Below are 12,386 nucleotides of genomic sequence, written 5' to 3'. Positions count from 1 at the left end.
GGATAGAGTATGCGAAGAAAACTGGGTTGGGCGCTGATTATTTTAGGCATCGCTGCTATTGTGGGTGGGGTGTTGCTGTTCTTTAACTTAAAGAATAGGGGAGCCACAGCGAGTACTGTTTCACTTCAGTTAGCATTACCAAAAACTGAAGTGTTGCAGCAATTAGAGAGTCCGATTGGCTCCATAAGCGTTACGACAATTATGAGGGGCTAAAGCTCAATCTTTAGCTACTGGCCTAGCTTAATCGCTATAGCTTGTCTAATTGGACAGTCAGCCGTCTTACTCTTATTCTAAAAAGCCTGCGCCAGTGCGTGGGCTTTTTGCTGCTTGCAATAAGGCATGTTTCGCCCCATTAAGGCTATTATAGTCATAGCCAGACTAAAGAGTTACGGTGTTAACCTCGCTCAGCCTACTACAGTAGTACTTGCACTCGGTTGCCTTGTACCTTTTTTAGCTGGCTTCGACTATATAAGCTTTTATATTTACTATTATTTTAAATGGGTAACCCATGGTTAAAGAGTCTACATCACCGAATGTTGATGATAAACAAGCCCGCCTGAAGCATTTAATCAAGCGCATGCCTAATTTGCCTGGCGTGTATAAAATGCTGGGTAAAAACGGCGATATCCTATATGTGGGTAAAGCCAAATCCCTAAAAAATCGGGTGACTAGCTACTTTGCTAAAACCATCGATCATCCCAAAACTCGGGCATTAGTCTCGCGTATCCATAATATCGAAACCATTATTACGCGCAGTGAAACTGAGGCATTGCTACTTGAGCAGAACCTCATTAAGGAGTATCGTCCGCCTTATAATGTGCTGCTGCGTGACGATAAATCGTATTTGTATGTGTTTATCTCAGCCGATCAGCCGTATCCAAGACTCGCGTATGGACGCGGTAAAGGCAAACATCAAAAGGGTAAGTTTTTTGGACCTTTCCCTTCTGCTCATGCGGCAAAAGAGACTTTGGTGTTGATGCAAAAGATGTTTCAAATGCGCCAATGTACCAATACCTTTTTTCGTCAGCGTAAACGGCCGTGCCTTGAATATCAGATTAAGCGCTGCCGTGCGCCCTGTGTTGGACTGGTATCACCAGAGGATTATGCGACCGATGTGCAAAATACCATCCGCTTTCTAAAGGGTGATTCAGGAGAGATTCATGATGCCTTGATTACTAAGATGGAAGGAGCAGCAGAGGATTTAAACTTTGAAAAAGCTGCCTTTTATCGTGATCAGTTATCCATGCTGCGTGAGGTTCAGTCTCGCCAAGCAGTCTATACTGTGCAAGGTGAGGCTGATGTCATCTCGATTGCCAGTCAGGCCGGCATGACCTGTGTCAACGTATTGACCGTGCGTGGCGGGCGTGTGTTGGGTGGTAAAAACTACTTCCCAGATGTCGACAGCACCGCACCACTCAATGACAATCTATCGGCGTTTATCACCTCGTTTTATTTCCAAGTGACCGATGATTTGCCCGGTGAGATTATTATTAGCCATGAGTTGCCTGACCAAGCAGCCCTACAAGAGGCACTGAGCACTCATTTTGAAACTAAAACTGTCATTAAGACCAACGTACGTGAACACCGTGCAGAATGGCTCGATTTGGCCAAGCTTAATGCCAATAATGCACTGAAAACTAAGCTTGGTGATTATCTCGAGTTACATTCCCGATTTAATGCGCTCAAAGAGACGTTAGAACCGGTTACCACCGCCAATATTGATCGTATCGAGTGTTTTGATATTTCGCATACTATGGGCGAGGCGACGATTGCCAGCTGCGTGGTGTTTGACCAAGGCGGTGCTCGCAAACGTGATTATCGTCAATATGCGATTCACGGCGTAAAAGATGGCGATGATTATGCAGCGATGGCGCAGGCACTAACGCGACGTTATAAAAAGCATCCTCTACCAGATATCCTCATTGTGGATGGCGGTAAAGGTCAGCTAAATATGGCAATAGAGGTGTTGACTGAGCTGGGTATCTTAAACGAGACGCTGCTTATTGGGGTGGCCAAAGGTGAGGGGCGTAAAGCAGGACTAGAGGTGTTGCATTTCCTTGACCACGAGCCACTAGACTTACCGATGGATTCTAAAGCGCTGCACTTGATTATGAATATTCGTGACGAGGCGCACCGTTTCGCCATTACTGCACACCGTAAAAAGCGTGATAAGCGTCGTTCCTCTTCGGTCTTAGAAGCGATTCCGGGACTGGGCGAGAAGCGTCGCCGTGATTTACTCAATCACTTTGGGGGGTTGCAGCAGCTATTGGGTGCATCACAGCAAGAGCTTGAGGGCGTCAATGGTATTGGTAAAGTAATGGCCAATACCATCTATAAAGTACTGCATGAATAGTGATGGCTGTGCTTGATAAGTAATCGATGTCTCGTCCTAAAAAAGGTCGGATAGAAATCTATCCGACCTTTTTTGTTCATGTCTTAACCATAAACTTGAAGCTTAAGACTGCTTATTGTTTAAATGCGCTTGCACTTGATCACGCACCCAAGCTTTTAAATCCTCTGACATATTGGCTAACTGTTCACTAAGATAGTCCTCAATATGTGACTCTAACTCTTTAACAAAATCCTCATCTAATGGACCTTGAATGTTTTTGAATTGAAACGATTCTGGTTGATTCGATATAGAGGGTGTTAATTCTACAGGGGAATCTGTCTGTGAGTTCGACTCAGATTCTGACTCTACTGAGTCTTCTAAATCAACCGTACTATCTGTCTTAGCTGTATGGTCAGTAGTGTTGTGAGCTACAGCATCTATCGAAGCATCTTCTGCTGTATCCATACTTTCTTTACTATCATCCTCAACACTGTCTTCAATCACGTCATCTGAAGGCTCAGCTTGTACCGGTTCAACTGAATCAGCGTTGGTATCCTCTTTCTCAGAGATTGTTTGCGTTTCGGCCTGATGTTGCATCGCCTCCTCAGCCTCTGCTGATTGTATCGCTTCTCGCTCTGCAGCCAGACGTTCAGCTTCTAGGCGGCGCTCTTCTTGTCTAGTGGCTTCCTGTTCGGCGGTAATTTCGGCATAAATACCATCAATATACACATGCAAATCAGGAATAGAGAACTCAAACTTTTCTAGGTCTGTTTTATCATCAAGCAGCTGTACAATGTCATCAAGCTCTTGAATCAAAGCCCCTTTTACTTGTAGCGGCGCGTTGGCCCAGCGATGAGAGAATTGGTGTGAGAACGCGACTTGTGTCATATAGAACTGTCTCCGTGATTGTATGTATGCGCTATAAAGGTAGGAGGCTAACTATTACTTATTAGTACAGCAGTAATTAACTGCATCCTGGCCCAACCCATTTATAAATAGGCTAGGCTAATAATGATCAAGTTATGATAACTGCCCAATATTAAAAACCAAATATCTCTAATTAGGCTTAGGACAGAACAGCAGCCTACTCAGACCAACGGCCAAAGACCAATGCACCATTGGTACCACCAAAGCCAAAACTATTGGACATGGTGTATTTTAAATCCGATACCGAGCGTGCAGCATTGGCCACATAATCTAAATGGCAGTCTTCATCCACCTTATCTAAATTTATCGTGGGCGGTACTACTTGGTCTTGCAGTGCTAAGATACTAAAGATTGCCTCAATAGCACCGGCAGCGCCTAATAAATGTCCAGTCATAGACTTAGTAGAGCTGACCAGAATGCTGTCTTTACATTGCTCAAACACGCCTTCAATCGCTTGTGATTCAGCAACATCACCGGCAGGGGTACTGGTGCCATGGGCGTTGATATAACCAACCTCACACGCATCAATTCCGGCATCTTTTAATGCCGCTGTCATGGCACGTGCTGCGCCATCGCCATCGGTTGGTGGCGCAGTGATATGATGCGCATCATCACTCATACCGAAGCCCGCAAGCTCAGCCAAGATAGTCGCGCCACGTGCTTTAGCATGCGCCAAGCTTTCAAGCACTAATACACCCGAGCCATCGCCGAGCACAAATCCGTCGCGGTCTTTATCAAACGGGCGACTGGCTCGAGTAGGGTCATCATTTCGAGTAGATAGTGCGCCCATTGCTGCAAATCCTGCCATACCAAGCTCGCTTGAGCCTTTCTCGCTACCGCCGGCAAGCATCACATCACAGTCGCCATAAGCAATCAAACGTGCGGCTAGACCTATAGCATGGGCAGACGATGTACAAGCTGTTGCCGTCGCCAGATTAGGACCACGTAATCCATGCTTAATCGCCACCATACCCGCAGCCATATTGATAATCGCACCGGGTAAGGTAAAGGGAGAAACACGGCGCACGCCCTTTTCGGTTAATGCATTTCGATTGTCTTCAATGGTTTGTAGACCGCCAATACCCGAGCCAATAATGGCGCCAAAGCGATTGGGGTTAACATTTTGTACTGGTGTAGGATCGGCACTGACCTCAGAGATAAAGCCAGCCTGCTTTAGAGCCATACTTGCAGCAGCCACGCCATAATGAACAAAGCTGTCATAACGGCGCGCTTCTTTTGCCGCCATATACAAACTGGCATCAAAATTATCAATGGTACCGGCAAACTGTGAGCGGTAACTTGAGGCGTCAAAATGACTAATAGACTTAATACCACTCTCACCATTTAATAGACGTTGCCATGTCGTTGAGACATCTAGCCCAAGCGGGGTGATGGCACCCATACCCGTAATCACCACACGTTGATGGTCATTACGCTGATAATGCGGCGGTTTGTTAGAAGCGGTATTATTTGTGGCAGTGTTTGCTGAAAGCTGGCTCATGATTTGGTTGCCTTATTACTGTTCGCCGTAGACTTTTAGGTTGGCTGCAAAACCACAGTTTTTCATGCGGGCAGACTGAACCACGGCATCACGCTCGCCATAGAGTCGAGATAATTTAGCTTCGTTGGCTTTGGCATTGCTGCTTTTACCTAGACCGAAGTTGATATTTGGTGAAATACCCCAGCGACCAGCAGAGACGCCAACACCCACACCAGTGGTTGTGATACCTGAATAGGTATTTTTTTGGTTATTAATATAGGTGTTAATGCGATTGTACTCTTGGCTCAAGTTGTTGCAGTCATAAGACTGATAAGTGCTTGGCGGAATATACTGTGGTGAGACGTTTCCCGTACTGGCGCAGCCCACCATCATTAGGCAGCCGGTCATCAGCAATCCTGTGCTTGATAGAGCTTTTGATAAAATATGTGTCATAAATAAATCCAATTTTGTCATGAGCGAAAACGAGTGACTAGTACAAACGGTTAATACGAATTACTGATAAAAGCTATTTAAGAGAGGCACTGATGTTAATGTCCTCGTTAATCTCTAAATAAAGTTACCAGGCTTAATCACGGCAAGGGTGACAATACCGATATAAGCAAGCAGCGCAATAAAAATGCCGGCTTTACTTTGAGACGGTGTTGCAGTGGCTCGGAATGCTTTAATACTAGCACTTATTGCCGCAATGAGTAATATAAATTTGGCGGCAACCCATTGCAGCGGCACATTAAGAGACAGGAGTGGCATCAGCGATACAACCCCTGAAATAATAAGCAGGGCATAAACCACATGCGTCGCAATTTTACCTCTTTTGTCCAAGCGTTCGCTTTTGGTCAATACTAAATAACTCTGCCACAAAAATAAAATAATCGTCAGAGCTGCCATAAGCATGTGTAGATGTTTCATAGTATCCTCAAGTCGTGGCAGACAAATTGCTCATGCCAACTTAATGTTAACTGAATATAAATAGGTCTTATTTTGTACAAGCTTATACAAATAAGTGTCGGTTTGATTGTCATTTTAAAGAAGTTGTGCACTCAAATAAACAATGCACTTAACTAAACAGCGGTGCTTCTTTTTATAATCGTTAATTAACCTTTATTTTGTCCGGCACATAAGGGGCTAGCAGGGACAGTTTGTGCTTTGTTGTTTAGCTCATCCCATTCTGTAGGACTATAGGCATGGATAGCCAGTGCATGGACGCTGCCGCCTTGCGCAGTCATTAAGTCATTAACCAAGCCATAAATTTGTTGGTGTCTGGCAACCGCACGCTTGCCATCAAAGTCGCTACTGACAATGGTTAGTTTAAAGTGGCTTTCTTTACCATCAAAGTATCCGGCATGATTCATTGATTCATTCACTAAATCAATATGCAGCGGATTTAAAGGTTGCAGATTATCAATAATCGCTTGTTGTGTTTGCAAAATAAAGCTCCTAATTGAGGATAAGTCGTAAACAAACGCTTGGGCAAGATACGGATCATACGACACGTCTTAACAAAGATGGTCTAAAGGGCAATAATTATAGATAATCATCCTAAATCAGTCGTCTGTTTTTATTGTAAAGCTATGGCAGTAAGGGTAGCAACAAAAAACAGTCAGAGCAAAGCCACTGACTGTTTAACCGAGTATTAAGCTTACTCTTTATCGATCACTCAATTATCAAGCAAACTTGATGTTTAGTAGATAATTTAGACAATGGCTTATGGTCTATATTTTTGAGTGACTTCTGGAATCAAGCTGCGCAGTGTGGACATACGTGCTGCGCTTGATGGGTGAGTGCTTAAGAATTGTGGCGGCTCGCCTTGGCTGGCTTGTTGCATTTTTTGCCATAAGCTAACGGCAGCATTAGGATCGTAGCCAGCTTTGGTCATCAATACCAAACCAATTTTGTCGGCTTCTGACTCTTGTGTACGGCTGTGCGGACGGGCAATACCCAAGTCGCTTGCCATAGAAGCCAGTTCAGTTTGACCTTGTGATAGACCGAATATGCTAGCAGCAATACCTAAGCCTGCTTGAGTGGCATATTGACTAGAGATACGCTCACGCGCGTGCTCACGGATAGCGTGTGCCATTTCGTGACCCATAATCGCCGCAATCTCGTCATCGGTTAAGTTCAAACGGTCAACAATACCTGTGTAGAACATCACTTTACCACCAGGCAATACAAACGCGTTTAACTGGTTTGATTTGATGGTGTGTACTTCCCATTTCCAGCCTTTAGCATCACTGCGATAAAGCTCTACTTGGCTGATTAAACGGCCCGCAATACGGTTTAAGCGATTTAATAGGGCAGGGTCGGTATCCAAAACACCTTTAGCGCGCGCTTCTTGTAAGCTTTTTTGATAGCCTTGTGCTGACATTTGTAAGACTTGTTCGCTTGATACTAATAATAGCTGCTGTCTGTCGCCGCCGAGCACCCCAGTATTGGTCGTGGTGCTACAACCGGTCAAAGCCATCGCAGTAACCGAAGCGGCTAACGTACTACGTATCAAAAATTTCTTCATTATAAATAATCCTCGCTAATGGGTTTGCGTCCTATGCCAGACAGTTTTTTATGACTGTTCTACTACCTTTCAGACGATGGACAGATAGTCGCTCTCAATTTAACACAGTTATATTGCTAAATAATGCAGCATTAAATAGATTGTGTCTTAACTATATATCACCATTCACCTAAGCAGATAGAACAACTAACCTTAACTTCAATCGTTGTTAGTTCATCTAATGTATCGGCTTAGCATAATCAAAGTTTATCGAATCAACAGTAACAAAACAGCTTTTTATTGTAAATTGCATTATGAGCCGGCATTTTAATAATAAACACGAAGGGGGGAAATTAACTGTTTTAAAGTCTATTGCTCTTCTAAATATTTGATTTATAAGCAAGTTATCATGGTTTAAAGTTTCAAAGTTAAAAAAGTCAATAAAATAGTGAAAAAAGGTGTTGACAGTAATTTTTTTTGGTCTATAATAGCCCACCTATCGAGAAGATGCGATTATTTGGATAAGCGGGATTAGCTCAGTGGTAGAGCATAACCTTGCCAAGGTTGGGGTCGAGAGTTCGAATCTCTTATCCCGCTCCAATATTTTAAGACACGTTTATTTTAAGTCTTAAAGACCAACAGCCCATAAGTTGGACAATATATCCAGATAATGGTAGTATTACCATACAATATGCGGGATTAGCTCAGTGGTAGAGCATAACCTTGCCAAGGTTGGGGTCGAGAGTTCGAATCTCTTATCCCGCTCCAATTTCTAAAAAGGCCTCACTTAATAGTGAGGCTTTTTTTTGTGTGTAAAATTAAGGGCTTAACTTGATATCACAATAAAATTATAAAGTTTATGTATTAGCTATATTCATAAATCAAATTATCAGATTTTTGACGGTGCCCATTTGGTGACCCCTGCCGTCAAATCCGTACACCTAAACTTGGGAGATTTTAATCAGGCAGCTTGACGATAGAAATCCATCCAAACCTGTCTTGGCGATCTCATACCTAAACTCTACTGAATCCTGACTTGATTGTAATCTAACTCGATATATTTCATGAAACTGTTGATTATTTTAAATCGAGTTTTGTAATTATGATGATATATCAGCTCATTCTTTAAAACGCCCCAGAAGCTCTCTATTGGCGTATTGTCATAACAGTTACCTTTATCACTCATAGACCCTCTAAATCCGTATTTACTGATGATTGTGCGATATAGTCAGCGAAGTTAAAAGCAGTCACAGAGCCAAAGGAAATAAAAGAATAAAGTATCGATGCAGTCTATCTTCCAATCTTTGCGTTTACGTTTGACCCAAGCCCAGACCTGTTCAATAGGGTTTAGGTCAGGACTATACGGTGGTAACCATAAAATGGTATGTCCTGCATCTTCGATTAGTTCTTGTATATCTTGTCTTTTATGAAAGGTTGCATTGTCCATTACAATAACATTTTCATTAGGCAATTGAGGCAGTAATAACTGCATTACCCAACTATGAAACACGTTACTATTGATACTACAGTCGTAAAGTCCGACACTAAACAGTACGTTGTTGTAGATAGCTCCAATAGCATTCGTCTGATTCTTTAGTTGCCAATTATACTCACCTAAGCATGGTTGACCTTTGTACGAGTAGCCATGAGGTCTGTTGTCATGAGCCTTAAACCCCCTTTCGTCTAAATAGATAATAGGTCTACCGTTACTTTCAAATTGCCATAATTGTTCAAGAAATATCTGTCTTCTTGCGTCGTCAGCCTTCGGATGATGTAGTGTCTTTTTTTTGAGTGATACCTAAACGCTTTAAGGCAGTTGCTATACCTCTGTCGCTACAATTAAAGCGTCTTGCTCGCTCATAGTGGTAGTCATCAGGATGTGCTTTAACGTCAGCGATAAGTGTCTCGTTGTCTATTTTTGCTGGTGATCGTTGGTATTTCTTTGGCTCAGGGTTTTTCTTCCAGCGTTGAATAGTAGTTGCACTGATCTGATATTCTTCAACAAGCTCTCGGTAGCTGTAGCCTGCTTCTAGTTTGTCTAGTATCATTTGTCTGTAATCTTTGGAGTATGCCATAGATTTTAGTGTAACCCTTTTTCGATTCGCTGACTATAGCATAAAACTTATGATGATAATAAAGCTTATGAGTAAAGTACGTTGTTTGTTCATAATATTAAAGACTCATAATCAGGTTAAAATATAAGTGTAATGCTTTCTTATTATTCAAGGTTTTTCCGTATGGACTTGTGATTTAGAGTATGCGCAAAATCGGCTTCTTCTGCTATGGCTGGATCATGTGTGGCAATGATAACGATGCGCCCAGCATCGGCAAGTTTTCTAAGCTGCGTATTAAGCCGTTTAGCATTAGCACCATCTAGTCCAGATGTAGGCTCATCAAATAGACAAACCTCTCTGTCTGCAAATAACGCTGTAGCGATAACGACACGTTGTTGCTCACCGCCTGATAATGCTTGTGGGTGTTTGTCTCGAAGTTTACCAAGTCCGAACGTATCTATATAGTGATTGAGACGTTGGTTATCTTCGCTATCAATCTTACGTCGAGACAGCTTAATCTCCTCAGTAACAGAGGCGGTAAATAACTGTTGATGTAAGTCTTGTAGCACCAAAAAGCTTACTTTTTGGCGTGCTTTAGCTTTTATGAATCGTCCGTCTAAAGATATGCGATAGGACGATTTATCCAGACCAGCCAACGTCCGTAGTAAGGTCGTTTTACCGCTACCATTACCACCCAGAAGCGTTGTAATTTTGCCACGAGGAAAGTGGAAAGTGGTGTCATCATCAATCTGACAGGTTAGTCCATTAGCATTATTAGCGTCGTCATTAGACTCGCTGACGTTTTGAGGTGGGGCGCTAGGTAAGCTGTAATCCTCGTTATGGCGCAATCCATACGCTTGCAACTGGGTATCAGTATAGTCCCAAAACGATTGAGCTTTGATGTCTTCTACTATCTGACCATCTTCCATCCTTACTACTCTATCTACCACATCTTTTAGAAACTTAAGTCGGTGTTCAGCGATAATCAAGGTAATATTATTTTCTTTCAGCTGCCGTATGAGCCTACTTAGTTGCTCAATGCCCTCTTTATCAAGATTTGAGGTTGGCTCATCAAATAAGATGATACCAACCCTATCCGTTAATACTGCTGCAATAGCGACCCGTTGACGCTCACCACTCGATAAATTAAATAAATTTTTGTGCCAAAGCGGAGTTATGGTTAACTCATTACTAAATAGATAGATATCTTCAAGAATATTAGTAGGATTATCCCCTGCATTTTCACGGGCAAAAGCCATCTCATCACGTGCTGTGGTACAGAAAAACTGCATGCGTGGGTTTTGATAAATCATACCTACTTTTTTTCCGATGGTATAAGCTTGCGCTTGGGCAGGTACTAATCCATCAACACTAATATCTCCCTGTATATCACCATCATAAACATGAGGCACAATACCACTTAACAAACGTAGCAAGCTTGATTTACCGCATCCACTACGCCCTGTTAACAAGATACACTCACCCGTTGCTATATTAAGTGATAGTTTTTCTAGGGCAGGCTTAGGCGAGTTTGGATACTGCAAACTAACTTGATTAAGTGAAATCATAGGCTAAAATTACCGAAAATGAGGTTTAAATATGTTAGGTTTTATGACGCTTAATTATCAAGGTTTTAAGAGATTAAGTGCTCAAGGTCAATACGAAAATCATGATGCATACTAATAGCAATACCCCGTCATACCAGTGAAAATGTAAGGTGGTAATACTGGTAGGCTTGGTAGGTCTACCTAATCCGCGCATTAACGCCGATGCTGTCAATGCCTCGCCTGAGCGGATGGTTGCTGAAATTAGGGGTATTAAGAAATATTCAAGCATTTGAATGGGGTGACGTAACCAATAACTTCCTGCTAATCCACGTATCCGCATGGCACTCTTAATGGCACTGGCCTCTTCACTAATAGTAGGAATAAGCCTGAATATAATAGCAAGTGGCACAATAAATATACGGGGACAATTGAGCCGATAGAGTCCCGTTAAAAGCAGGTTTGGCGGCGTAACTTTGACAAAGTAATAAGCCATACAGCCTGTCGTAATAAACGGCGCACTTAATCTTAAACTGGCATAAAGTATACTGCTGGCTATGCTACTTGATAGCGTCAAACTAAAATAGATAAGTAGTGCCAATATTAGAGCATATATCCCGACCACCAAAATTTCAAACCATGCTTTCGCAAAAGCAAACAGAATAATAATTAATAAGAATACCAATGGTAATAGCCAAGGGGAGTCATTGGACAATATTGCCGTATTGATAATCAATAATGCCCCAAGATTGCTACGTACGTCAAAGGGTGACTTCTTTTGTGTATTCGAGGTATTTGATAGTAGCTTAAGCATGGTTTAAATGCGCAAAATGTTTTTTCAATACTTTAACGGCTAATTTGCCACCAATAAAACCAGCGATAAGTGTACCAAAGAATAAAGATAGAATAATAGTTGGTGTAAAGAAAGCGCCAATTTGCTCAGCATAAACTGCACCATAATTTTTTTCAATATCGGCAAGTACAGAGCTGCGTAAAAACAAGAAAGGTAAGTATGCGCCAGATTGCCACAATGTGAATACCGCATAGCCGACAATAGATAAATTCATGTTACTTTTACGTCTAGCATAAGTGCATATAACATCAGCTATGCCGCCCATAATGATAGCAGTCAATAAGGTCAAGGGGTAATCACCTAATAGGGAGCTTATCGAACCTAGTAGTATGGCCATAATCCACACCAAGCCAAACTGTTTGATGCGTTGTAAGAAAAGCATAAATGGTATAGCGGCTACAATGACGGATAAGTAAGCAGCAATGGGCGTTAATAGAGGTGTAAATATGGCAATTGAATTAATCAGCATATATATAAAGTAATAAATTAAGGTATAAATACCTAATTGTATAAGTTGCTTAGAGTCAATTTTTAACATGGGTATCCCTTGAGCCTTATTATTTGTATTTTTTTAGACTATGTTTTATATGAGGTTTGGCTATGGCTTATCTTTTATTTAATCGTCATTTAATAAATGTCATTCAATAACGGTCAGTTAATAATTATTATTTAAGGACTAAACGGTATATG

13 protein-coding genes, 2 tRNA genes and 1 pseudogene are annotated in these 12,386 nt (G+C 42.0%); 4 read left to right on the top strand and 12 right to left on the bottom strand.

Translation table 11 applies throughout. From position 1 onward, the window contains the following. Nucleotides 1-9: 9 nt before the first annotated feature. The gene (locus AC2SLO_RS00315) at nt 10-213 is read left to right on the top strand and encodes a hypothetical protein (RefSeq protein WP_486540181.1); all 204 of its coding nucleotides are present in this window, start codon (nt 10-12) and stop codon (nt 211-213) included. A 295-nt stretch (nt 214-508) separates the two neighbouring features. Next, nucleotides 509-2,353 (top strand): excinuclease ABC subunit UvrC, encoded by a 1,845-nt coding sequence (gene uvrC / locus AC2SLO_RS00310; RefSeq protein WP_486540183.1) that lies wholly within the window; start codon nt 509-511, stop codon nt 2,351-2,353. A 102-nt stretch (nt 2,354-2,455) separates the two neighbouring features. On the opposite strand, the gene AC2SLO_RS00305 is transcribed toward uvrC, so the two are convergent. From AC2SLO_RS00305 to AC2SLO_RS00280, 6 genes are all read right to left on the bottom strand, one after another. Further along, nucleotides 2,456-3,220, bottom strand: coding sequence for a hypothetical protein (locus AC2SLO_RS00305; RefSeq protein WP_486540185.1), 765 nt, complete (start codon nt 3,218-3,220; stop codon nt 2,456-2,458). 196 nt (nt 3,221-3,416) lie between these two features. Further along, nucleotides 3,417-4,760 carry a beta-ketoacyl-ACP synthase II gene (fabF, locus tag AC2SLO_RS00300; protein WP_486540187.1) on the bottom strand — a complete coding sequence of 448 codons (1,344 nt, stop codon included), beginning with the start codon at nt 4,758-4,760 and terminating at the stop codon, nt 3,417-3,419. Between the two features lie 15 nt (nt 4,761-4,775). Further along, the gene (locus tag AC2SLO_RS00295) at nt 4,776-5,192 is read right to left on the bottom strand and encodes a hypothetical protein (protein WP_486540189.1); all 417 of its coding nucleotides are present in this window, start codon (nt 5,190-5,192) and stop codon (nt 4,776-4,778) included. Nucleotides 5,193-5,306: 114 nt separating this feature from the next. Next, nucleotides 5,307-5,666 carry a SirB2 family protein gene (locus tag AC2SLO_RS00290; RefSeq protein WP_486540191.1) on the bottom strand — a complete coding sequence of 120 codons (360 nt, stop codon included), beginning with the start codon at nt 5,664-5,666 and terminating at the stop codon, nt 5,307-5,309. Nucleotides 5,667-5,851: 185 nt separating this feature from the next. Continuing rightward, entirely contained in the window at nt 5,852-6,184 is a 333-nt protein-coding gene (locus tag AC2SLO_RS00285; protein WP_486540193.1) for a BolA family protein, read from the bottom strand. A 278-nt stretch (nt 6,185-6,462) separates the two neighbouring features. Continuing rightward, entirely contained in the window at nt 6,463-7,266 is an 804-nt protein-coding gene (locus AC2SLO_RS00280) for a M48 family metallopeptidase (RefSeq protein WP_486540195.1), read from the bottom strand. Between the two features lie 504 nt (nt 7,267-7,770). Here AC2SLO_RS00280 and AC2SLO_RS00275 point away from each other — a divergent pair. Then, nucleotides 7,771-7,845 (top strand) — tRNA-Gly (locus AC2SLO_RS00275). A 93-nt stretch (nt 7,846-7,938) separates the two neighbouring features. Beyond that, a tRNA-Gly gene (locus tag AC2SLO_RS00270) sits at nt 7,939-8,013 on the top strand. Nucleotides 8,014-8,266: 253 nt separating this feature from the next. Here the strand turns inward: AC2SLO_RS00270 and AC2SLO_RS00265 are convergent. From AC2SLO_RS00265 to AC2SLO_RS00240, 6 genes and pseudogenes are all read right to left on the bottom strand, one after another. Next, nucleotides 8,267-8,470, bottom strand: a pseudogene (locus tag AC2SLO_RS00265) (IS3 family transposase); the annotation flags it as partial. 12 nt (nt 8,471-8,482) lie between these two features. Next, nucleotides 8,483-8,986: an IS630 family transposase gene (locus tag AC2SLO_RS00260; RefSeq protein WP_486540221.1), complete on the bottom strand. Its 504-nt coding sequence runs from the start codon at nt 8,984-8,986 to the stop codon at nt 8,483-8,485. Nucleotides 8,987-9,002: 16 nt separating this feature from the next. Further along, the gene (locus AC2SLO_RS00255; RefSeq protein WP_486540197.1) at nt 9,003-9,320 is read right to left on the bottom strand and encodes an IS630 transposase-related protein; all 318 of its coding nucleotides are present in this window, start codon (nt 9,318-9,320) and stop codon (nt 9,003-9,005) included. A 143-nt stretch (nt 9,321-9,463) separates the two neighbouring features. Next, nucleotides 9,464-10,867, bottom strand: coding sequence for an ABC transporter ATP-binding protein (locus AC2SLO_RS00250; RefSeq protein ID WP_486540199.1), 1,404 nt, complete (start codon nt 10,865-10,867; stop codon nt 9,464-9,466). A 73-nt stretch (nt 10,868-10,940) separates the two neighbouring features. Continuing rightward, complete coding sequence (locus AC2SLO_RS00245; protein WP_486540201.1) at nt 10,941-11,657, bottom strand: energy-coupling factor transporter transmembrane component T; 717 nt, start codon at nt 11,655-11,657, stop codon at nt 10,941-10,943. Beyond that, nucleotides 11,650-12,234: an MptD family putative ECF transporter S component gene (locus AC2SLO_RS00240; RefSeq protein ID WP_486540203.1), complete on the bottom strand. Its 585-nt coding sequence runs from the start codon at nt 12,232-12,234 to the stop codon at nt 11,650-11,652. Before AC2SLO_RS00240 ends, AC2SLO_RS00245 begins: the two co-directional genes overlap by 8 nt. Nucleotides 12,235-12,386: the final 152 nt, after the last annotated feature.

The sequence above is a fragment of the Psychrobacter sp. CX14 genome, from assembly GCF_057396205.2.
The sequence above is the reverse complement of the archived record's forward strand: the minus strand, read 5'-3'. Positions and strand labels throughout refer to the sequence as shown.

Excerpts from the sequence above, each read along its gene's own strand:
- uvrC (WP_486540183.1), top strand. The coding sequence starts at position 509 with ATGGTTAAAGAGTCTACATCACCGAATGTTGATGATAAACAAGCCCGC.
- AC2SLO_RS00280 (WP_486540195.1), bottom strand. The coding sequence starts at position 7,266 with ATGAAGAAATTTTTGATACGTAGTACGTTAGCCGCTTCGGTTACTGCG.
- AC2SLO_RS00290 (WP_486540191.1), bottom strand. The coding sequence starts at position 5,666 with ATGAAACATCTACACATGCTTATGGCAGCTCTGACGATTATTTTATTT.
- AC2SLO_RS00240 (WP_486540203.1), bottom strand. The coding sequence starts at position 12,234 with ATGTTAAAAATTGACTCTAAGCAACTTATACAATTAGGTATTTATACC.
- fabF (WP_486540187.1), bottom strand. The coding sequence starts at position 4,760 with ATGAGCCAGCTTTCAGCAAACACTGCCACAAATAATACCGCTTCTAAC.
- AC2SLO_RS00245 (WP_486540201.1), bottom strand. The coding sequence starts at position 11,657 with ATGCTTAAGCTACTATCAAATACCTCGAATACACAAAAGAAGTCACCC.
- AC2SLO_RS00305 (WP_486540185.1), bottom strand. The coding sequence starts at position 3,220 with ATGACACAAGTCGCGTTCTCACACCAATTCTCTCATCGCTGGGCCAAC.
- AC2SLO_RS00315 (WP_486540181.1), top strand. The coding sequence starts at position 10 with ATGCGAAGAAAACTGGGTTGGGCGCTGATTATTTTAGGCATCGCTGCT.
- AC2SLO_RS00295 (WP_486540189.1), bottom strand. The coding sequence starts at position 5,192 with ATGACACATATTTTATCAAAAGCTCTATCAAGCACAGGATTGCTGATG.
- AC2SLO_RS00250 (WP_486540199.1), bottom strand. The coding sequence starts at position 10,867 with ATGATTTCACTTAATCAAGTTAGTTTGCAGTATCCAAACTCGCCTAAG.
- AC2SLO_RS00255 (WP_486540197.1), bottom strand. The coding sequence starts at position 9,320 with ATGGCATACTCCAAAGATTACAGACAAATGATACTAGACAAACTAGAA.